Source organism: Marinobacter salarius, assembly GCF_032922745.1.
In the GTDB taxonomy this organism is placed as follows: domain Bacteria; phylum Pseudomonadota; class Gammaproteobacteria; order Pseudomonadales; family Oleiphilaceae; genus Marinobacter.
In genome coordinates this window covers 2,263,701-2,284,441 of record NZ_CP136693.1, presented here as the reverse complement: position 1 = coordinate 2,284,441, position 20,741 = coordinate 2,263,701, and the positions used below count along the sequence as shown (strand labels likewise).

Genomic DNA, 20,741 nt, shown 5'->3' with positions numbered 1-20,741 from the left:
TATAATTATGTTTTCCTGTTATTATATTTAGATATCAGCCCACCTTTATGGAAACAGATGGACCTGCTTAACTTAGGTAGGGTTAGAAAGCGATGCTTTGGATCTGTTTCGATATCAAACACAAGGCTACTTCAACTTTAGATAGACCTCCGCCTCTCAGGCCAAAAAAATGATTTTATGAACGTGACCAACACGCCGGACATACAGCCCATTACTACGGCCAATACTGCTATTAAGATCCGCTTGGGCTCTATTTTTTCTTGTGGGACCACTGCAGGATCTACGGTTTTGAATACGTACTCTTGCTGTGCATTGGCCAACATCACTGTCCGTGTTTCACGTTCTATTAACTGGTAAAACACCTGCTGCATTCCCGCTATTTTGGTTTCATCCAACTTAACTTTAAGATAATTGATGCTTGCTTCCGCTTCTTCAATGTCTGTGGCGCGCATGTGCTCATTGATGTCTTTCACCAACCATTCGGTCCATTGTTTCGCTGCCAAGGGTGAGAGGTTTTTTACACTCACGGTGACCATGCCGTTGTCTTTATTTTCGCTGACGCTCAAATGGTTTGCTTTGAACGTCTTAACGAGATCCCAGTTTGTAGGCTGTAAGCTATCTCCGTTTTCACCGGTACCCCACTCACCCGTTTCGGGGTTGTAGATCTCTCGGTCATATACCCACTCGCTTTGCCGGGTGTTCCAAGCTTTTGTTGCCACAACTGGGGCTTCGAGCTCATGGCGACGAATGAACTCGGTCAGAAAGGCTCTTGATTGAAGTACTTCTTTGGCTATAACGGTATTACTGGAGCCGTCCTCGCCGATATTCACTCCAGCCAGACTGGCCAGGCTGCCTAGCTGCCCACCGAGTCGACCACCACTCTCTCCATCCGCTGGCGCAAGGAGCGCATTGGACTGATAAATATCAGGTTTACAAAGCGCATAGGCAACGCCGGCGGCGGCGAAGAGTATGGTAATCAGGATAATAATCCATTTACCGGCCCACAGGGTGGCAAAGAGCTCCCGAAGATCAATCTCGTCATCTGGCTGATACCTGGCCTCAGACGGTTCTGGTATACGTTCGTAACGAGTCATTAAAGATTCCCCACTGCCGCCGCACCCAACGCCATCTGATAGACAATCTGGCTCACATTGCTCCAAAGCTCCAACTGGTTCAGCCTGTCCACATCAATGGGCACGATAATGGTGTCACCCGGCGCCGGTTGCTGGCTGCGCCCGCCGAACCAGCGACTTTTTTCAGGCAGCATTACGGAGCCATCGGCCTTCACTACATACACCCTTTCTTCATCCGCCTGTCGTGTGGGGCCGCCGCTGCGTTCCAGGTAGTCATCCACGGTCAGGCCGTTGGTGTGCAGGTGACTGGTCGGGAACTGAACTTCGCCAAATACGCTGACAGCTTGCGGGATGATTGGCACGGTTAGGGTGTCACCATCCTGCAGGCGAATGGGCTGGTAGTCATCGCTCTCCACAACCGATGTAAGGTTGATCACCATTCGGCCGACGGGGCGGGAGTCCTGCACCTCTTCCAACAGGTCTTGTACCTGTTGGGTACGTTCTGCGTTCTTGCCTCCAAAGTCGTCGCCTTCCAGTTGTACGCCTACCAGATCGCCCTGCAGCCTTTCTTCCGCTTCGCGCAGGCGCTGGGTCTCCAGTTGGCGGAGTTTTTCGCGGGTGAATACGGCACCTTCGGGGAAGGCGTTGTCGGTGAGACCGCCTGCGCGTTTGATTACATCGCGAAGAGTTTCGCCATCGCGGATGGTGTATTGGCCGGGGTAACGCACTTCCCCGTTAAGCTCAATGGTTTTGGCTTGAGCGAATTCCGGTATGGATTTGATCAGCAGGCGGTCCCGGCTCTTCAGGTTGACAGACACCTGGCCTTCCATGACGGCCTGCAGGTCCAGGTTCTGGATCCTGGTGTTACCGGTGCCTTCGTCGTCCACCCCGAAACGTGCCAGTTCAGCGGTGTATAGGGATGCCGAGTCCTTCAGGCCGCCGGCTACGTAGATGGCGTCTGCCACCTGCCTTGAGGCGGGTAATGGGTATTCGCCGGGGTAACGCACCGGGCCAGTTACGCGGATGGTCTGCTCGGGTGCGCCGGGTTTGGCCTGGGATTTCAGCCTTTGCAGTACCGGGCTGAACAACTGTTGCCGGGTGAAGTTGCGGCCTTCTTCGCCGCCTTTCACCTTGCCGGCGTCTGAGAAGATCAGTAGGCGGTCTTGTTCTTCAAGCAGCATGTCCTGTTCGCTTCCGGGGTTCTGAACGGCGTCACGCAGCCGCAGGTTCAACACGGATACTTCATCGGTCTTTGGATCGGTGCGGACAATGGCGGCATACCGTTGATCGGCCACTGGCACCAGATCCGTATCCAGATTACTGATCACCGAGCTCACCCTCATGCCAGGTACCCAGGCGAACTTTCCGGGGCGAGTAGCCGCACCCTTCACTTCCACATAATGGCCAGTGATATCGGAGATGGAGGCGACTTCTATACGGTCACCGGGCCTAACCTTCGCTTGTTTGCCTTTTAGCGTGGTGAGGTTGGCTTCGGCGATGATGCGCAGAAAATCGTCGTTGTTGCGCTCAATACGCACCAATTGCGGATAGGCCTGGGGCGTGAGACCTCCCGCCAGGTTCACCAATTCCTGCAGATTAGTGCCGTTTTTCAATTCGTAGAGTGCGGGGCGGTAGACTTCGCCGTCTATGCCTACGCGGTCGCCTACTGGCGGGATGAAGATAACGTCTCCGGGTTGCAGACGGTTGTCGTTGGAGGTGTCGCCTGCCAGCAGCAGGTCGTACAGGTCCAGTTCGCCGACCAGCTTGCCGTCCCGCTTGTGTTGGATTTTACGCAGGGAGCCGGTGCGTTTGATGCCGCCGGACACATAGAGTGCGTTGGTAATGGTGGAGAGTGAGCTGACGGTGTAGGAACCGGCGTTTCTTGCCTCACCCAGCACAAACACCCTCATACTGCGCAGCTCACCCAGGGTGACGCTGGCTTGCACGCCTATGTATTGTTCGGAGACCAGCTTCTTGATTTGCTGCCTGGCTTCATCGAAGCTCAGGCCGGCGATGGTTTGCGGGCCGGACTGCGGAAAGCTGATGGTGCCAGCCCGGGAGACGGGCAGTTCCAGTTGCTGGTTTTCCTTGCCCCAGAGCTGTACCCGCAGTACGTCGCCGGGGCCCAGGGTGTAATCGTTGGGAATGGGTATTTCCGTGACCGGCGCAAAGGTTGTGGGGCTGCCGGCGAACAGGTCGTAACCGAAGGGCTTCAAGCCACCGTTCTTGCGGTCCTGTTCTTCGTTGTTTTCCTGCTCTTCCTGGGCGCGCTCCCTTTCTTCATCGGAGATGGCGTCCACTGGCTCAACCACATTCACACTTTGTGGTCGCTGGTTCTGCTGGCCCGATGAGCCGGCGATTGAATCCAGGTCCACCCCGTACTGGCTGGCCAGGGCTTCCTGCTGGGCCCGGGGCATACTCTTGAACTGTTCAATCTGGGACTGGCTTATGGATTGGGCGGTTGTTAAGGCCGGTAGCAGTAGAGCTAGCGTGAATAAAAGCTTGTTGGGATTCACGGGGGTTGGGGTCCAGGTTTGGTGATTGGTTTGAGCTGGTCAATATTTTAGGGTCAGACCCCTTTGGGGTCAGACCCTTTACCTAAAAGCGATAACGCCAGGCGGCGCCGACAGACCATTGGTCTTTTTCGCCGCTCAGGAATTCTATCTTTTTGTCGGTGGCCTGGGCCGTAAGGTCCAGCCAGCCGTTGAGAAATTGTGTGCCGTAACCCACGGATACCACGGCGGCTTTCTGGTTGCCGCTCGGTACGTTATAGAAAATATCGCTATCGGTGATGACAGTGCGATTACCGCCGTCTTTGTTCAGGTCCAGGTAACCCAGGGAGGCAGAGAGGTTACGGCCATCCGGGAAGAAATTGAATACGCCTAAAGTAAGGGTTTCTGCGTCGCCGTCAAAGGTAGAGGCCATGTTGCGGCCTTTGTAACGATAGCCGGTGCGGTAGCGAGAATGGTCGTAGGTGATATTGGGCATGGCGTTGCCGAGGAAGTCGTCGGCCAGGGTGTTGCTGTATTCGACGAACCATTGCTGGTCACTACTCAGCAGTTGGGTGGTCCAGTCGGTGCCCAGTAGCCAGGATTTGCGGGCCGGGAAGGCACCGGCTTCGTCTTCACCCATCATCTGGGCGTATACGCCCATGGCCTGGTCGCCAATCGCGAAGCCGTAGCGGGCGTCGATGCTGGCCAGTTGGTTGCCGGGGTCGTTCTCTTCCAGTTGGCCATTGTCGCGGCCAATCAGGGCATTCCAGATTGTGGAGGCGCCTTCCGGCCTGCCTTCGCCACCAAGCATGATGGCACGAGAGAAGCCAATATCCAGGCCGTCAATGGGCCTTACCGTTAGTCGCATGCCAATCATCTTGGCTTCCGGCACAGCGCGCTCATCTTCCAACTGGCTGGCAAATACGGTGAACTGCCAGGGGCCGATCCATTTCAACCAGTTGGTTTCTGGTTCACTTGCGTCTTTACGGTTCAGCCAGACGGCGGGCATTGGGCGGGCGTTGTTGGAAAGGATCAAACTGCTCTGCCACCCCGGGCCCCACCAGCGGTCGATGGCGCCGGCGCCAAACACCCAGTTGCCGGCGGTTGCGGCGAGGTAGGAGCCGTCCAGGCGCAGGGACTCATCGTCTTCCGGGTTGGCAGCGAAGGCAGGCTTTAAACCGAAAGCCCAGGATTCACCCTGCCACTGCACGTTGAGGCTTGTTTCCGCCGTTTCACGAGGGCCGGCCTGAAAGCCTCTCACAAACGTCGGCTCACTGGTGGCGCCCAGTTCGTATTCCGCGCGCCAACCCTGCTTGCCCTGCTCGTCCATTTCGAATTTGAGGTAGGCCAGGGGGCCGCCAACGGCCTGGGAGTCGCTGCCGGTTTCCCGGCCAAGGCCGCTGTGTACGGTGCCCATCATCACCGGCCAGGTGGATGTGGTGCGGTTCAGGTGGCCCCGGTCCGCCAGTTTCTGCAGGGCGAAGCGGGCACGGTTGTCACCGGGTTCCAGCCAGGGGGCAGCGAAAGCTGTTGAAGAATACGCAGAGGTGATCAGGCACGCTACCGCCCCACCGACCAGGGTCCAGTGTTTTGAGGTCATACACCTGTAACTGCTTAATAAATGGACAGGAACCAATAAATGGAGGGAACAATTGAATCCCAACTGTATCCCTGTCGGTTAATGAAGAATCTGTTTCGGAAGCGTGAGGATTCTACGGCATCCCATATGACACGCAAGAGACAATAACCCCGACATGCCGGATATCAGGCCCGGATGAGGTAAAAAATTGTTAAACAACTTTCGAAATGTATGTTTAAAGTTACATTTCAGAGATATTCCCCCTCACCAACCCGATAAACTCTGCGAAGAAAGCCGTAAAAACCCCCGCCATTAGCCCGAGCAGGGTTGCCAAAACAACAATCAAGCTTCGCGACGGGCCTGAGTTTTCTCCACTTTGCCGGCTAACCACCAACGCCTCAAAGGGTGACAGTGACTCCAGATCTGATTCCAGTGAAAGCTGCTTTTCTACGGCGGACGCAATTGCATCGCCAGTGTTCTCCCCTTCTTCGAGCATTTTGATGGTCGAATCCAGGGATGCAACCTGCTTCTCAAGGCTCTTGCGCAGCATAGACAATGCCTGCCCTTGTTCAGAGCTTAGCCGCTCGATCAGCTTCCGATGATTCTTCTCTATAAGCTCTGCCAAGGAGGGCGAGGCTTCGGAAACGATTCTAACAAGTCCGGTATCCTCCGGGTTACTGGCCGTTAGTTTGAAAGGCAGGTTCCTGCTGTGTTCTGCGTGATAGGTGGCCTGTAGATCCGGCACCCAGAGGCTGTCCAGTTCGGCGATGATGTTAGCGGGCTCTTCGATGTATCTTCCGTTCGACTTTTCAGCCAACTTCATCAGGGTGACGTACTCGTATTTTTCTGGCGCAAACAATGCGTAGGCCACGCCAACAAGAGAGACCATTATGAATACGACGTAGAACACCCGTCGGCGTTTAAAAAATGTCGTTGCCAGATCAACCAGGCTGATTTCGTCGTCGTATTGGGGGCGCGAAGGCCCTTGGGGCGGCTCTACCATTACATAACCATCGTTTGTTAAGAGTTAATGACATTATGACCGTTTGCAGGACGAATAGAAGTGAACAAAAGGTCCTTTTGGGCTTGAGATATGGATTGTTAGATTACGCTTTGCTAATCCGACCTACGGCGGTGAAGGGTGGAGAGGGAGACTTTTACGGTTTGTTGTTTTTGCATGAAGCTGATCAAGACAATGGCGCGTTCTTCGCCGTCGTAGGCCTGGAAGATGGCGCTGATGCCTTTGAAGGGACCATCTTCCAGCTCTACGGTCTGGCCGGGTTTGATGCCGCCCTGCTCTGCCACGGTGTGCAGGCTGTCTTTGATGTGCTGGATGACGTCATCCCGGATGGCGGCGGGTTTGTTGGCGAAGCTGACGATGCGCAGGATTCCTCGCGTGTAGCGCAGTTTCCCCCACATGGGATCGGTGTGTTCCAGGTTCACGAACAGGTAACCGGGGAACAGAGGTTCCAGCTTTTTGGTGCGCTTGCCCGCCTTGATTTTTTCTACCGTGATTTTGGGGTAGAAGCAGGCGATGTCCTGATTTTGCAGGTGCGTCAGGGCGCGGTCGCCCTGGCTGGGCTTGTGTTGTAGGGCGTACCAGGTCATTGGTGCCTCTTGGTTGGAGCGTGTTTCGTGGTTGCTGGCACTGCTATGAGCCGGATAATCAATTGCTTTTACAAACCACCATGCCGGTTCCAGAACTCAGAGGGTGAAACAACCGGATAGCTTTCGGCCAATGCGAGCAGATCCTTATCACCGGTAACGAGGTAGTCCACCGAATGACGCTCAATACCGGTCAACAATGTTCCTAGCACTGGCGTGTCGTTCAGGTCTCTCACTGTATTAAGCGGCAATTCCACAGGCTCAATAACTTCAGCCAGAAACGACAGAATATCTACGAGATCATCAACTTCCGCATCTGACAATCCATGCCGGTGACGCAGCCGGGGAAGAACCCTGCGAACTTCGTCGAGAATATAGTCGGAAAGATAAACCTCTATGGCCCCACTACGCCAGGCCTGCATAATCTTTCCCGGCACGCTGGCTGTATACGCCATACCGGATATAATGACATTCGTGTCGAGTACCACCTGAATGGATGCCATCCCTGGGCCCTTTCCTATTTGTCTGCGGAACGTTCGCTCGCGATCGCTTCTTCGATTTCCCGCATACCTGCATCCTGAGGTATACCAGCAAATCCCTCTTCCAATCGCGAGCTCAAAGCTTCAAAGCGCGCTTCCATCCTTCTGATTCTCCCAAACAGGCGCGCATCGACCAGAGCAGCCACCGGCTTGCCATCTTTTTTTATCAGAACACTATCGTGTCGATACTGGACCTGGTTAATCATCTCGCCGAGGTTCTGGCGAAATTTAACAGCGCTGGTTTCCGTAATCATGCCCACCTCCAATCATATTGATCATACTGATCATATCATGGTCTAGGAAAAACACCACGAGCTACCATGTATAGGCTTATTCATTCAATACCAGGTACCGGATGCGACAAAATGAGGGTTCAGTACGTTTTCCTTGCCGTACTGCAGGGGCTCGCCCTCCAGCGTTTCCACTTTGCCCCCGGCCGCTGAAAGCACCGCATGGGCCGCACCGGTATCCCACTCGCAGGTTGGCCCCAGCCTTGGGTAAATGTCTGCGTGGCCTTCGGCGATTTTGCAGAACTTGAGGGAACTGCCCGCCTGCACCAGTTCATGGACGCCCAGCTTGTCTATGAAGGCTCTGGTTTCTTCGTTCAGGTGGTTCTTGCTGGCAACAACGCGTTTGGTGTCACCGGGCTCCACGACGCTGATCCGCCGTACATGACCGGTGCGGTCCCGCTTGTAGGCGCCCTCGCCTTTCAGGCCCCAGTAGGCTTCTTTTAAGGCCGGCGCCGTCACCACGCCGAGAATAGGCTCGCCGTTTTCGATCAATGCGATGTTTACGGTGAATTCGCCGGTGCGTTGGGTGAAATCCTTGGTGCCGTCGATCGGGTCAATCAGCCAGAACCGGTGCCACTGCTTGCGCTCGCTCCAGGGGATCTCGGCGCCCTCCTCCGAGAGCACGGGAATGTCATGGCTGAGATTGCGCAGGCCCTCGACGATTACCCGATGGCTGGCGATGTCTGCAGCGGTAATCGGCGACTCGTCTGCCTTGAAGTTTACCTTGAAGTCCGTCATGTAGATGCTGAGGACTTTTTCACTGGCGGCGTCGGCAATTTTAAGAACATCGGGGAGGATGGAGCTGTAGTGCATGAGGGGTCGGCTTCCTGCGTCAAATGGGGTCAGACCCCAAAGTCTGCCTGAGACCTGAGGATACAATCAAACGAATAATTTGGGGTCAGACCCCAGTGCAGTCATAGCCCGATTACGCAGATCCTCCTTTGACTGGCTGCCCTCGCCACTTTCCAGCCCTTCATCAATCAGCCGCTGCATATTTTCAATTTTCTCCGCCCGATCCTGCTCTTTTCTTATCAAATCTCGCACGTAGTCACTGGTATTGGAATATCGACCAGATTTGGCTTGAGTTTCTACCCACTCTTTCAACGGTTCTGGCAATGAAACATTCATAGTAGCCATGGTCACCTCGATCTCTTGTTCGACATGACAATTATTGCCAATATTTGCCAAATTTGAAAGCTCAATACAAGTGGCCAGAGGCAACGAATCAAGGGTCAGACCCCAAGACATTTTGTCGGGAAGACTGCACTGGGGTCTGACCCCGACTTGAAATTGGTGGCCGGGTGGGGCAGATTGTTGTGCTTAGCCTTTCTTGCCCGATACCGGCAAGAGCATGAAGTGGATATTCATGCCTGGGTTTTGATGAGCAATCACACCCATCTATTGGTGACACCGCGAACGGATCGGGCGCTGTCCTGGTTCATGAAAGCTCTGGGCCAGCGCTATACACAGTACTTCAACCATAAACATGAGCGCTCTGGCACTCTCACACGCCCCCTACTTGCTACCTGGATTACCAGCCGGATCCGGATCGGCGCCTTGAAAGCTATCGGTCCTTTGTGGCCGGCCCTGCCCCGGAGGGCATGGATGATTTGATTCAATACACCGCGATTGCTGGCAAGCCACTTGGAACTGAGGAATTTCAGGAACGAATGCAGACCCGTTTTGGGGTCTGACCCCATGCTTATTTATTCCCTCATAATCCTGATTGCTTTTGGGTTTAAACAGCTTCTCATAAACTGATTCATTTCGCCCATATCACCGCTTTCATAAAACCAGAGCATCAGTTGGTTGAACTCCAGTTGCCGGGTTGCTGGTACGTTGATCGCCGGGAAGCCCATCGACAGCAGGTGTCCATTCATCATCAGGCGCCCCATCCGTTTGTTGACGTCATAGAAGAACTGGTTCCTGGCCATGGTCAGAAAAACGTGGATCGCCTGGTCATAAACGTCTTTGTAGGCAGCCATGTTTTCAACCATCTGATTAAACAGTGCAGGCAATGCGCTCGCGTTTGGGGGTTCGTACTCGGTTCCCGCTATCAAGACGCCACCGGTGCGAAATTGCCCCCATTCAAGCGCCTCTTCTTTTGCGGCAATGGCATGAAGCTGGCATGCGCAGGCCTGCGAGACCTCAAATTTACCCATCTTCAACAACTTGAAGAGCTCCTTCCAGGCCTCGCCCTGATTAACCGCAATTTGCTGGTCACTCAGCTTGTGCCCGCCGATGGTGATTCCCTGCAGCAGCGTTTGAACCTCTGGCAGCGTAAAATTGATGCCCTCCAGTTGCACGGCGTCATACACAAAAACGGACACGTCCCGCTGGGCGAGCATGAGCGCCTTTGCCTTATTGGGAGGCATTCCCCAGTGGCGGTCCGTTGGTTTCTGCATTGCTGGCTGCCGTTAACTGACTGTTGAAAGGGAAGATATTAGCACAGGAGCAACCTGTGTTGGGGTCAGACCCCAGTGCATTTTGTCGAGCGAGGTGGATATTCACGCCTGGGCCAAAGGGACCTATCGATACAACTCCGATATTGATCTGATGCTAACCGCACCCGGGCTTTCATGGCCAGAGTTCAATGAAATCGAACTGTAGCTTGAGGGTCTGACCCCAGCGCCTAACCCAGCCTCTCAATATCTTCCCGATTGTGGTCTCGCAGGTACTCCCGCAACGCCTTATCCATACGAGATTGCCAGCCGCTGCCCGTGGCTCGAAATTTGGCAACAACGTCGGGTGAGAGGCGGATGGTTATACGCTCCTTTGTGATCTCCGCTTTTGGCCTCCCCATAGGACGAAGTTGCTGAAACTCCTTGTCCGTAAGCTCCCGGGTGTCTGGATCAGCAGCTATGCCGGCGTTAATGTCTGCCTCTTCCTGATCCGACGGCAACTCAAAGTCCCGATCCGATTTAGATTTTATCTGCATAAAGCCTCACTTCTCGTCGATTGGCCTTTCTGAGACTGATTACTCGTCGGGCCTCACCTCTTTTGGTAAAGACAACGCAGTAAACACGAGAACCAATTGGTGCATACCCAATCATTCGTCGCTCACCATAATCGCCTCGAACGTCCTCGGTGGCCCATACCCATTCCCATTCTAGTAAAGCCGCATCAGCCAAAGAAACACCGCGAGTCAGACCCCAAGACATTTTGCCTGGCCAAATGCACTGAGAGCCAGATAGCTGGACAAAAGTAAACTAAGCCAGTTGCACAGATAGCAGGGCCTCTGCTATCTGAACGCCTGAGTTACCGTTTCCATATAATGGCTTTCCGCCCACGCTGACGTTCAGAATGCTATCGAAACAACTTACTATTCTACTCGCGTCGGCACCAACCAACAGGTTCACCCCCTCATCAACCAGCTCAACCCACTCAGTTTCGTCTCTAAGGGTTAAACAAGGCTTACCGTGAAAGTATGCTTCTTTCTGGATACCGCCAGAGTCAGTCGCAATCAACCGGCAATGCACTTCAAGCCACACCATCTCCAGGTAACCTATTGGCTCGATAACCCACACATTCCCGGGAATACAGATTCCGTAATCAGCCACTTTTGAGCGTGTTCTGGGATGCAGTGGTAACACAATGGTTTGACCAGTATTGCCAAGACCTTCGAGTATGCTGCCTAGTCGTTTTGGATCATCTGTATTTTCTGCCCTGTGAATGGTACAAAGAACAAACCCGTTACTCTCAATATTCAATCCTTCAGGTAAATCCGGTTTTCGAGATTTTCTCTTGTAAAACAAAGCGGCGTCATACATTACGTCGCCAACAAGCTTCATTTTTTCGTTTGCAATTCCCTCGTTGAGCAGGTTCTGGAGACTGGTTTCCGTTGGTACAAATAGTAAATTTGCAACATGATCGGTTAGAACCCTGTTGATTTCCTCAGGCATTTTTCGATTAAAGCTCCGCAACCCCGCTTCCACATGTACCACGGGAACATTCAGTTTTGAGGCAGCCAAGGCTCCAGCCAGAGTACTGTCTGTATCCCCATAAACCAGCACCCATTCCGGCATAATCTCAATCATTAAGCCTTCGAGCTTTTCGATCATACGTCCGGTGTTCTGTCCATGAGTGCCACCACCAATACCAAGGTTGTGATCAGGCCGAGGGATTTCCAGTTCATCAAAGAACACTTCGGACATGTTGGCATCGTAGTGCTGGCCCGTGTGTACAATAATTTCCTGCACATCTGGACGGTGTTCTTTGAAGGCACGGGAAACTACGGCGGCTTTGATGAATTGGGGCCGAGCGCCAATGATGGTCATTACTTTCATAAACACTTCTCTTTATTCCGAAATATTCAACTTCAGCGTGCCGCTCGAAATCTCAATCTGAATGAGGCACCACAATGGATAAGCCATAAAAGCTTACTACTGACACCTTCATTTCAAGAGCGCCCGAACCACTATTTCGATGTCGTCATCGGTCATGTAAGGATGCATCGGCAAACTCATAACCATAGCTGCAGCCCTGTCCCCCTCGGGTAAGTACGCCGATTCATCAGCTACCGCAGGCTGCTTGTTCAGCGGGATAGGGTAATGTACTGCGGTGGGTATACCCACATTTTTTAGTTTCTTCTGCAAATACTCGCGGTTCTGCACCCGTATTGTGTACTGTGCCCAGACAGAAATATTGAATTCCTCTATATGAGGTGTTGCCTCGACGGCCTCGGCCTTCAGTAGCCTCGCATAGCTTTCAGCCACTTGATTCCGCAGCGTGATTTCTTCAGCAAGCATTTCCAGTTTAGGCAGCAAAATGGCTGCCTGCAGGGTATCTAGCCGACTGTTCATGCCCACGCGAACGTGATGATAACGTCTGTCTTGGCCATGACGGGCAATCTGTCGCAAGATAACCGCCAGTTCATCATTGTTTGTAAATAGCGCACCGCCGTCACCATAGCAACCAAGCGGCTTCGAAGGGAAAAAACTAGTACAGCCAATCGTACTTAGATTGCAGGACTTTCCGCCCTTATAGGTGGCTCCAAAGCTTTGTGCACCATCCTCAATGACTGGCAGATTGTACTTTTTGGCAATGGCGTTAATAACGCCAATGTCAGCACATTGACCGTATAGGGAAACCGGAATGATCGCTTTAGTGCGTGGCGTAATAGCGGCTTCCAGCTTTTCAGGGTCCATGGTGTAGGTTCGTGGATCGATATCCACGTATTTGGGTTTCGCACCCAATACCGCTGGAGTTTCTGCCGTGGCTATATAGCTAAAGCCCGGCACGACAACCTCATCATCCGGCCCTACCCCAAGGGCCATCTGAGCTATCTGCAGAGCATCGGTGCCATTAGCCACTGTGATGCAATGTTTTGCGCCACAGAACGCTGCAAGCTTTTCCTCCAACTCCTCGACCTCCGGGCCAAGGATGTACTGACCGTGGGCTAAAACTTTTTGGATATTGTTATCAATTCTGTCCTTGATTCTTGCTTGCTGCGCTGCGAGATCGACGAACTGCACTTGGAGTGACCTTATTAGCCGCGGAATCTACTGTTTACTCAAAGAAATGGAAACAAACGGTAGGAAAGTTAGTAACGCTACCCTTTAATAACTTTGTTTCCGATAAGTTTGTAGCAAGCACCGGTATGGGGACATATTATCTCGGCATGCCCTTCTAAGGGTATGTCTAACTGCTCGCCGTACTCGCTCATCCAGCCAATCTGTCTGGCAGGCACACCCACCACCAGAGCATATGCCGGGACATTTTTATTGACAACGGCACCTGCGCCCACAAAGGCATATTCACCGATGGTTACTCCGCACACGATAGTGCAATTGGCACCCAGCGTGGCACCCTTTTTTACCAACGTATCCCGGTATTCGTCTTTGCGCTCGATGAGTGCGCGGGGATTGAAGACATTGGTGAATACCATGCTTGGTCCGCAAAATACGCCCTCGCCCAGGTGAACGTTGTCGTAAACAGATACGTTGTTCTGGATTCTGCAATTGTCATCTATTGTGACTCTATTGCCCACAAAAACACCCTGCCCCATCGACACGTTTTTACCAATCTGTGCGCCCCCGCATATATGAACAAAGTGCCATATACGGGAGCCTTCGCCGATCTGTGCTCCTTTATCTACTATCGCACTGGGATGAACTTTCACGGCCATTGCAGCTCCTTCAACATTGGCGGGCGGTTAGTCACCTTCCCTTTTCTGTCTTATCCAGCAGGCGGAAGAACGTTTCTATACAGACTTCAAGAATGGATGATACTCACCTTTTGAGCCTGAAGGAGTAGCATTGCGAATGGCTGCAACAGTTTCAATCGCTACCCGATTTTCCTCAAGCCCAAACCCTCTGCCCGCAAGAATCTCTTCGTAACTGCGATTATGGAGATCCGCGAAGCCGCCAGAGAATTCAATTTCCTCTCCATCTACCGTAATGGAGCGATACGTTCTCTGGCCTTCTGCAAGGGCATACTCTGGTACGTGTTTGCTATCCACAGACAGAAACCAGCGAACGCGGGCTCTTTCATACTCCAGATAGCCTGCGGCTGTTGTACTATCGCTGTGGTGTACGACGTTTTCTTGGAGGGCTCCGAAAATAAAGTGCAGCATGTCATAGAAATGGACACCTATATTGGTCGCAATACCACCGGATTTCCTTTCGTCACCTTTCCAGGATTGCTGGTACCAACACCCCCGGGAGGTTATGTAGGTCAGATCCACTTCATGTTTACTGGGCCGCTGTTCGTTCTTTACCTTGTCCCGCAATGCAATAATCGATGGGTGCACCCTCAGCTGTAATATCGTGTTAACCTTGCGGCCAGTGTCTCTCTCAATGTCGAGCAAGCCATCAATATTCCAAGGATTGAGGACTAGGGGCTTCTCGCAGATTGCATCCGAATCCGAGCGCAAGGCAAAACGCACATGGGAATCATGCAGATAGTTGGGCGAACAAATTGACATGTAATCTACTGCCCGGTTACCGCTCGCTCTTCGCAATTTGTCAATATGACGATCAAAGCGTTCAAACTCGGTAAAAAAATCTGATTCGGGGAAAAAGCTGTCAATAATGCCAACCGAGTCGTTCTTGTCCAGAGCGGCCACCAAAAGATTGCCGGTGTGTTTGATGGCGTTCATGTGACGGGGCGCGATGTAACCGGCTGCACCGATCAGAGCAAATTGACTTGACATTCTAGTTCCTTTTACCATCCCGGATGAGCCCCGGATAAACATAAAATACGCGTTAATAGTACCACTGACTCTATGAAAGCGCTGGCAAAAACAATCAGATAACACTGACCTTGATTTCTTCCGCTTTCAGCTTGTCAGTATCCAGCTTCTTAAGAGTACCTAGGCGCTTGGCGACGAACCAAGTGATGCTTTTCGCATCTTTAAGCTCACCTCGCTCTAAATCCAAAGCTAATCGTAAGCTTGACCCTCCTTTCGAGCGCCGGTCGTAAATCACTCAGAGGACATTAGGGATCGAATAAGCATTATATCATCGCGTCTGATTAGAATATTAGAAAGAATGGACACTTCCGTCAGATAGCGATGCGTGATCAATCGCATCAAAAAATTGATAAAATATGCAAGCGAGGTTGCAATGGCCGCCCCTAGAAGACCAAACAATGGAATCAATAGAAGATTGCCAACGATATTTAGAACTACAACTATAAAGGAAGTATACATATTTAATTCTGGACGACCTCGTGCGGCTATGTCATTAGCCAGTATTCTTGAAGCAGAACCTGCAATCATACCGGGTAGCAGTAGAACAAGCGCCCAGTATGCGCTTGAAAATTCTTCGCCGAAAACCCAAACTATTAGCGGGTAAGCTACAGTCGCCAAAAATATCCCCCCTAGACAGGTTATCCACAACACCCAACGAGTAAGCAAAGGCGTCAGCTGCTTTCGCTTGGATTCGTCACTTGAAAGCTGGGAAAGCCTTGGTAACAAAACTGTACTTACGGCCTGAGAAAGCAACCAAAGACGTTCCGAAATTTGAGCCGCTATCGTGTATATACCGGCTCCAGCAGGTCCTAGAAACATATTTACTAAAAATATATCAGACTTATAATTAACAAATGCCAAAATATTGCTCAAATGTGCCTTATACCCATAATTAAGCATTGTAAGACTATATCGATTAAAGTCAGGGTAGTTCGTAATGGAAAGATAAGGCTGGAGCAGAAATCGTGCGATAATTAATGTTACAATAGAAGCCAAAAGGTAAGCACACAACAACAAAGTAATTTCGTGAAAACCCAAAAACATCAATAAGGCTATGCCTAATAAAGTCAAAAATGGTTGGAGCAATAAAATACTATTAAATTTCCTGAAATTTTGAAGTCCCTGAAAGAAGCTTGATATTATTGATTGCAGCAATGCGACAGGAAAAACTAGCAAAGCCACCCAGAGCGACGGGAATGAAACGCCAGGAAACCACTGCTCTGAAAATACAATTATCATGAAGCTTCCAACGAATAAGCCCAAAACGGTAATAGCCGAAAAAATTAAAAATGAGCTTCGCCAGGCAACAGATGGAGATACCTTACCTGCTCCAAGATAATATACGTTGGCTGGAGAGATACCTAGATTCAGAAACGAAGCTAGCATTGCCGGAAAAATAAGCGCAACTGTATATACACCATTACCCTCTGGACCGTAAATTCTCGCAATTAATACAAGTGTAACAAGCTGAAGCAACCCTGCGCCGATCTGACGGGCGAGCGTTTTTAAGACATTATTCGCTAACTTACGAAGACCTAGCCCTTTCATTTATGACTATCCAGCCACGAGCTATTATTCCCGCCCTCAAGCACATTATGATAATGCGACATCAGAATCCTAGAAACAGCCTGCTCACTGAAGCGTTGATAACAAGATACTCGAATTTTATCAGCATCATAGATGCCATATTGTTCATATAGCCTAAAAATTGCACTTGCCAATGATTCAATATCGTTGACTGGTACAAGTATCCCATCATCTTCTTGCACTATATCCTCCGGCCCTCCGCTACAAGTCGAAATTACAGGTTTACCTCTTGCAAGAGATTCGGCAACTACTACTCCAAAAGTCTCGAATACACTACTTAAAACGAACGCGTCTGCTGCACCCATTTCATCATATACATGATCTCTACTTAACATTCCTAAAAAAGTGACTTGATCACTGATATTAAGATCTTGAGCGAGTTGTTCCAGAAACTCTCGCTGTGGACCATCCCCACCGATTCTGAGCTTTACATCAGGCAAATCTTTAAATGCCTTGGAAAAAGCTCTCAATAAAAGATCAACACCCTTTTTTTCTGTTAATAGACAAATATTTAAGAATATAAACCCATCTTCGTTAAAAACGCTATCCGACACTTGGAAAAATTTTTCATTTACAGCATTTGGAACAGTTTTCCACTCTGAAGCCTCACTGCCAAAAAAAATAGTCAATAGCCTACCGAACGGCGAACTTACTGCAAACCTAAGGCTGGCACCTTTAGCTATTTTCTTCATAATAAGACGCTTTTTGCCAGTAACCTTGCCACGAGCGAAGTCAGTACTATGCTCTGTGACAACATAGGGTATATCGAACTTTTCCCGAATAGCATTGGCAATGATTCCAGAGTTCACCATAGAATGAACATGTATTAGATCCGGCCAACCTTGCTCCTTTACATATTTTGAAAACAAACGGAGGCCAAGCACCCTCCACATTAGGGCGTGCAAACTTGGAAACCCTGGAAACCACTTCATGGTATGTTGACTGTATGTGTGGACTCCACTATCTAGCTCATATGAGGCATCATAACGCCCCGTCAGGATGGATTTGAGATCGACCAAGGATCGCTGTTGAAGGGTTAAAACACCTACTTTGCAACCGGCCTTTTGCAGAGCTATCGCCTGGTCTCGAAAAAAAATCCCGCTGACGTCGCCTTTTCGGCTGGGGTACCAGGAGGGAATTATAAGTATATGCATAGTTCTAACTATCACGTTCGAGGAGTTGAGCTATTCTTCTACTGCTTGAATCATCCACGTGCTCAAAAAAAGCATTCCTAAGATAATCATACTTCGCTTCGCTATCACTTCTCGTCAAAACCTGTTTTAGCAACACGCAAAAATCAGAAAGGGTACCGGCACTCAGCCCAGCTGATACGAACTCCCAAGGATATGCCAACCCACGACTATTTGAATAATTAAAAATATCCCCGGAGACCAGTATAACGGGTTTCTTGATGAGTAATGCATCAAAGTATATTGACGAGAAGTCAGTAATCAAAGCGACGCTAGACAATAAAATTTGATCTATAAACGTATTGGAGGGATCAAAGATAAAGGTGGAAGGAAATCGCTTGGCCAGTTCATTTGCCTGAAGTTTAGAAAGCATGTCATTAGGGTGGGGCCTGAGATGCACGCGAACACCAACCTTCAAAAACATCTCCGCTAAATGCTCGTAACAAACATCTGGGAAGGGAAAAAAAGCGCCCTCAGAAGCATCATCTCGGAAAGTTGGTGCATATAATAGTACAGGTATCTTGTTACTAGCTTCTATCCCTAATTCAGGCGCTCTTAACAGGATATCATTTCTAGGCGAGCCAGTAACGAAAACTTTTTCTGGATACAGAGCAAACGCAGAGGATATATAGTGTTTTTCAATTTCAGAATTAACGAAAAAAAAATCCCACGTCTTCGTTTCTCTCAAAAGTCTTCTTATTTTCGACTGACTCTTGGCCAGAAATGGGTCGTAAAGCCCAATGTTTTTGATCGGAGTACCATGCCATACAACTAAAACAATTCTCTCACTGGCAATACCTTTTAAAACTCCAAAATCACCTATCCCATGACTGACAACAACATACTTACTGCGAATTAAACACCAAATCCCTGAAAATGAATTTCTAGCGACGAAGTTCGGGCCGGTTAATGACCCAACCCGACTCTTACTTACTAGCCATTTCACGTCAAGATCAGCACTGTCATTTATAAATTCATAGAAATATCGGGAGTTCCCAGAATATTCGTGCCTTTGAGTTTGGGAAAAAATCACGGAGTTTGAGCGAGAAAGCCACTTTGTGCACATTCCAACGAATTTTGCTAGAAGAAATAAAGCATCCTCGCAAAGCCTTTTTACGAAAACCGTCATTTTACGATTCTCTTAGATTTTTTAGTGTATCATTGATCAGTGTCGATGACGTTGTGGACGTGTATGGAAAATAAATAATCTTTACACCTTCGTTTATAAGTTTCTTCTCGTAATCTTCCCATTTACCTGTTTTGTACCAATCATCTCCCACAAACATAATGTTGAACTTATATCTATTATAAGCATCCATTTTATCCATGCTATTTTGAGGAACTGCGAGATCAACGTACTTCGAAGATCGGACAATCTCTATTCTTTCTTCAAAAGGAATAATTGCTTTTTTGTTTTTGTATGACACTAAATCGTCAATCGTCACCCCAACAATCAGCCTGTCGCACATAGCTTTAGCATTTCGTAAAATATTCACATGGCCAACATGAAATAGGTCGAAAACTCCCGTAGTGTAACCTATAACCATCCTAATTCTCCTAACACAAGATTTTGAAAACTACTATAACTATCCCTTCTTCCATTATCTCTCGATAGTCGAGCATCAAACCCCACTTTTCTTCTACTCAAAGTACCTATCAAACCTAATTTTCTACAAATATTCCTCAATGGTACTTTAGTCTCATTACTACTTAAGCGAAAATCCAACGGTTGGCGATACATATAACTCACTAATTCCTTCGTTACAAAAGGAACTCTGGCTTCCTTAGATGCCGCCATAGCTGAGAAGTCCATTCTTCGTAGTAAATTAGGCAAATGATACTGAAGAAAGAAATCCTCAACAAATTCAATAGTTGTCTTGTCCGAAGACAACGATTTCAGATAATCCATCAATCGTGGAGTAGCATTAACTTCAGAATATCCATAACGCTTTAGGAACCTCTGAACCGATAGTTCGGCGCACCCTGACGCCCAACGAAAAATACGGTCATATCCAAAAAACAATTCGTCAGCCCCTTCTCCAGTAAGGACCACCTTCTCATTGATATCCATTGCTTTACAGACTTCGTAGATCAGGCCTTCGTTGGGAAGGCTTAGTGGCTCCCCTCGCAGACGCGTTAAATATCTCCAGTTCTGCACGAGATTATTCGCAGTAGTACAGACCTCTTTCAGCGACTTTTTAGATTCTGCCGCAGACAACCTTGCTCCTTCAAACTCGTTGTTATCGACCAAGCCAACGCTATAACTTTTTTTTACGTCGCTCAATTTTGTTATAATTGCACTATCTATCCCGCCACTTAAAAGGCTTACCACAGGGACATCGCTCATTTCGTGCTTGCGCACTGAATCGATCAATAATCCTTCTAACTCTGATTCATCGAATTTTTCCATGGTTCTCTCCCAACTCCAATATGACCTGCACTTAAGATCAGACGTCATATAGTATCCGGGCAGAAGTTGGTAAATATTCTCAAAAAAACTATACCCCGGCACCGGACTTCTCAAGAGATGCCATTCCTGAATCGCATATTCAGAAGCTTTACAGGCAAAACATCTGGCAATAGGCGAAGCTTCGGAACAAATCAGTGTGCGCCCATTCATTGATGAATAAAATAACGGCTTGATTCCAAATGGGTCTCTCGCACAAATCCAGTGATCACTTATTCTGTCGTGAATAACGAAAGCAAACATTCCATCCAGATAGTTCAGTATTTTCAAACCAATCTTCACATAACCTTCAAGAATAACTTCAGTATCGCTATTGGTACGACAGTTTAATTCTAGATTCTTTCTGATTTCCCGGTAGTTATATATCTCACCATTGAATATGATAGTATACCGGCCGCACCCGGAAACCATTGGCTGGTCAGATTGACTGGTAGGATCTATTATAGATAGCCTGCAATGCCCCAAAAAGGTATGTTCATTTGCTTGAAGCACTCCTTGGTTATCGGGTCCTCTCCAGTTAATTTCAGAAAGGGTCTTTCGAAATGAATCCAGATCGATGACGCGTTGATCTTGCTCAAAGAGTATTCCACACATAGGAAGCCAAATACCTAGTCGTTTTTTAATTGAAGCTGACCAAGTCGAACCGGAACCACCGAACTTCCCTAGCCCAACATGCGATAGTATGTCTGAATTGACCTTAAAGCTGGGTGTGAACTGCACACGTTGC

Annotated in this window: 22 protein-coding genes; 1 reads left to right on the top strand and 21 read right to left on the bottom strand. The window is 49.4% G+C overall.

Annotation, left to right across the window (positions count from 1 at the left end; genetic code table 11):
* Window positions 1-137: 137 nt before the first annotated feature.
* The 9 genes from R1T46_RS10565 to R1T46_RS10525 all read right to left on the bottom strand — a co-directional run bounded on the left by R1T46_RS10565 (window position 138) and on the right by R1T46_RS10525 (window position 8,826).
* Window positions 138-1,094 carry a Wzz/FepE/Etk N-terminal domain-containing protein gene (locus R1T46_RS10565; protein WP_317308217.1) on the bottom strand — a complete coding sequence of 319 codons (957 nt, stop codon included), beginning with the start codon at window positions 1,092-1,094 and terminating at the stop codon, window positions 138-140.
* On the bottom strand, window positions 1,094-3,589 hold the full coding sequence (locus R1T46_RS10560; RefSeq protein ID WP_407070153.1) for an SLBB domain-containing protein: 2,496 nt from the start codon (window positions 3,587-3,589) through the stop codon (window positions 1,094-1,096). The genes R1T46_RS10565 and R1T46_RS10560 overlap by 1 nt, the downstream gene beginning before the upstream one ends.
* Before the next feature lie 82 nt (window positions 3,590-3,671).
* Entirely contained in the window at window positions 3,672-5,165 is a 1,494-nt protein-coding gene (locus tag R1T46_RS10555; RefSeq protein WP_317308215.1) for a capsule assembly Wzi family protein, read from the bottom strand.
* A 220-nt stretch (window positions 5,166-5,385) separates the two neighbouring features.
* Window positions 5,386-6,147, bottom strand: coding sequence for a Wzz/FepE/Etk N-terminal domain-containing protein (locus tag R1T46_RS10550; protein WP_317308214.1), 762 nt, complete (start codon window positions 6,145-6,147; stop codon window positions 5,386-5,388).
* Window positions 6,148-6,260: 113 nt separating this feature from the next.
* A complete protein-coding gene (gene rfaH / locus R1T46_RS10545) occupies window positions 6,261-6,752 on the bottom strand; it encodes a transcription/translation regulatory transformer protein RfaH (protein ID WP_317308213.1) in 492 nt (163 codons plus the stop codon).
* A gap of 68 nt (window positions 6,753-6,820) precedes the next feature.
* A complete protein-coding gene (locus R1T46_RS10540) occupies window positions 6,821-7,252 on the bottom strand; it encodes a putative toxin-antitoxin system toxin component, PIN family (RefSeq protein ID WP_317308212.1) in 432 nt (143 codons plus the stop codon).
* Window positions 7,253-7,266: 14 nt separating this feature from the next.
* Window positions 7,267-7,542 (bottom strand): type II toxin-antitoxin system prevent-host-death family antitoxin, encoded by a 276-nt coding sequence (locus R1T46_RS10535; RefSeq protein WP_286930017.1) that lies wholly within the window; start codon window positions 7,540-7,542, stop codon window positions 7,267-7,269.
* An 84-nt stretch (window positions 7,543-7,626) separates the two neighbouring features.
* On the bottom strand, window positions 7,627-8,391 hold the full coding sequence (gene cysQ, locus R1T46_RS10530) for a 3'(2'),5'-bisphosphate nucleotidase CysQ (protein ID WP_317308211.1): 765 nt from the start codon (window positions 8,389-8,391) through the stop codon (window positions 7,627-7,629).
* 66 nt (window positions 8,392-8,457) lie between these two features.
* Window positions 8,458-8,826, bottom strand: a complete 369-nt coding sequence (locus tag R1T46_RS10525; RefSeq protein WP_317308210.1) for a type II toxin-antitoxin system ParD family antitoxin — start codon at window positions 8,824-8,826, stop codon at window positions 8,458-8,460.
* Between the two features lie 132 nt (window positions 8,827-8,958).
* Between R1T46_RS10525 and R1T46_RS21625 the strand changes: the two genes are divergently transcribed.
* Window positions 8,959-9,192, top strand: a complete 234-nt coding sequence (locus R1T46_RS21625) for a hypothetical protein (RefSeq protein WP_407070154.1) — start codon at window positions 8,959-8,961, stop codon at window positions 9,190-9,192.
* A gap of 92 nt (window positions 9,193-9,284) precedes the next feature.
* On the opposite strand, the gene R1T46_RS10520 is transcribed toward R1T46_RS21625, so the two are convergent.
* The 12 genes from R1T46_RS10520 to asnB form a co-directional block, all read right to left on the bottom strand.
* Window positions 9,285-9,983 (bottom strand): Fic family protein, encoded by a 699-nt coding sequence (locus R1T46_RS10520; protein ID WP_317308209.1) that lies wholly within the window; start codon window positions 9,981-9,983, stop codon window positions 9,285-9,287.
* A gap of 227 nt (window positions 9,984-10,210) precedes the next feature.
* Window positions 10,211-10,516 carry a BrnA antitoxin family protein gene (locus tag R1T46_RS10515; protein WP_317308208.1) on the bottom strand — a complete coding sequence of 102 codons (306 nt, stop codon included), beginning with the start codon at window positions 10,514-10,516 and terminating at the stop codon, window positions 10,211-10,213.
* Window positions 10,500-10,739, bottom strand: coding sequence for a BrnT family toxin (locus tag R1T46_RS10510; protein WP_317308207.1), 240 nt, complete (start codon window positions 10,737-10,739; stop codon window positions 10,500-10,502). The genes R1T46_RS10515 and R1T46_RS10510 overlap by 17 nt, the downstream gene beginning before the upstream one ends.
* A gap of 48 nt (window positions 10,740-10,787) precedes the next feature.
* Complete coding sequence (gene wecB / locus R1T46_RS10505; RefSeq protein WP_317308206.1) at window positions 10,788-11,864, bottom strand: non-hydrolyzing UDP-N-acetylglucosamine 2-epimerase; 1,077 nt, start codon at window positions 11,862-11,864, stop codon at window positions 10,788-10,790.
* A 108-nt stretch (window positions 11,865-11,972) separates the two neighbouring features.
* Window positions 11,973-13,052, bottom strand: a complete 1,080-nt coding sequence (locus R1T46_RS10500) for a DegT/DnrJ/EryC1/StrS aminotransferase family protein (protein WP_317308205.1) — start codon at window positions 13,050-13,052, stop codon at window positions 11,973-11,975.
* Window positions 13,053-13,129: 77 nt separating this feature from the next.
* Window positions 13,130-13,705: an acyltransferase gene (locus R1T46_RS10495; protein WP_317308204.1), complete on the bottom strand. Its 576-nt coding sequence runs from the start codon at window positions 13,703-13,705 to the stop codon at window positions 13,130-13,132.
* Between the two features lie 75 nt (window positions 13,706-13,780).
* Complete coding sequence (locus tag R1T46_RS10490; RefSeq protein ID WP_317308203.1) at window positions 13,781-14,731, bottom strand: Gfo/Idh/MocA family oxidoreductase; 951 nt, start codon at window positions 14,729-14,731, stop codon at window positions 13,781-13,783.
* 270 nt (window positions 14,732-15,001) lie between these two features.
* Window positions 15,002-16,318 (bottom strand): oligosaccharide flippase family protein, encoded by a 1,317-nt coding sequence (locus tag R1T46_RS10485; protein ID WP_317308202.1) that lies wholly within the window; start codon window positions 16,316-16,318, stop codon window positions 15,002-15,004.
* Window positions 16,315-17,511, bottom strand: coding sequence for a glycosyltransferase (locus tag R1T46_RS10480; RefSeq protein ID WP_317308201.1), 1,197 nt, complete (start codon window positions 17,509-17,511; stop codon window positions 16,315-16,317). Before R1T46_RS10480 ends, R1T46_RS10485 begins: the two co-directional genes overlap by 4 nt.
* 4 nt (window positions 17,512-17,515) lie before the next feature.
* On the bottom strand, window positions 17,516-18,676 hold the full coding sequence (locus R1T46_RS10475; protein ID WP_317308200.1) for a CDP-glycerol glycerophosphotransferase family protein: 1,161 nt from the start codon (window positions 18,674-18,676) through the stop codon (window positions 17,516-17,518).
* 1 nt (window position 18,677) lies between these two features.
* Window positions 18,678-19,094 carry an adenylyltransferase/cytidyltransferase family protein gene (locus R1T46_RS10470; protein WP_317308199.1) on the bottom strand — a complete coding sequence of 139 codons (417 nt, stop codon included), beginning with the start codon at window positions 19,092-19,094 and terminating at the stop codon, window positions 18,678-18,680.
* On the bottom strand, window positions 19,085-20,734 hold the full coding sequence (gene asnB, locus R1T46_RS10465) for an asparagine synthase (glutamine-hydrolyzing) (RefSeq protein WP_317308198.1): 1,650 nt from the start codon (window positions 20,732-20,734) through the stop codon (window positions 19,085-19,087). Before asnB ends, R1T46_RS10470 begins: the two co-directional genes overlap by 10 nt.
* Between the last annotated feature and the right edge of the window lie 7 nt (window positions 20,735-20,741).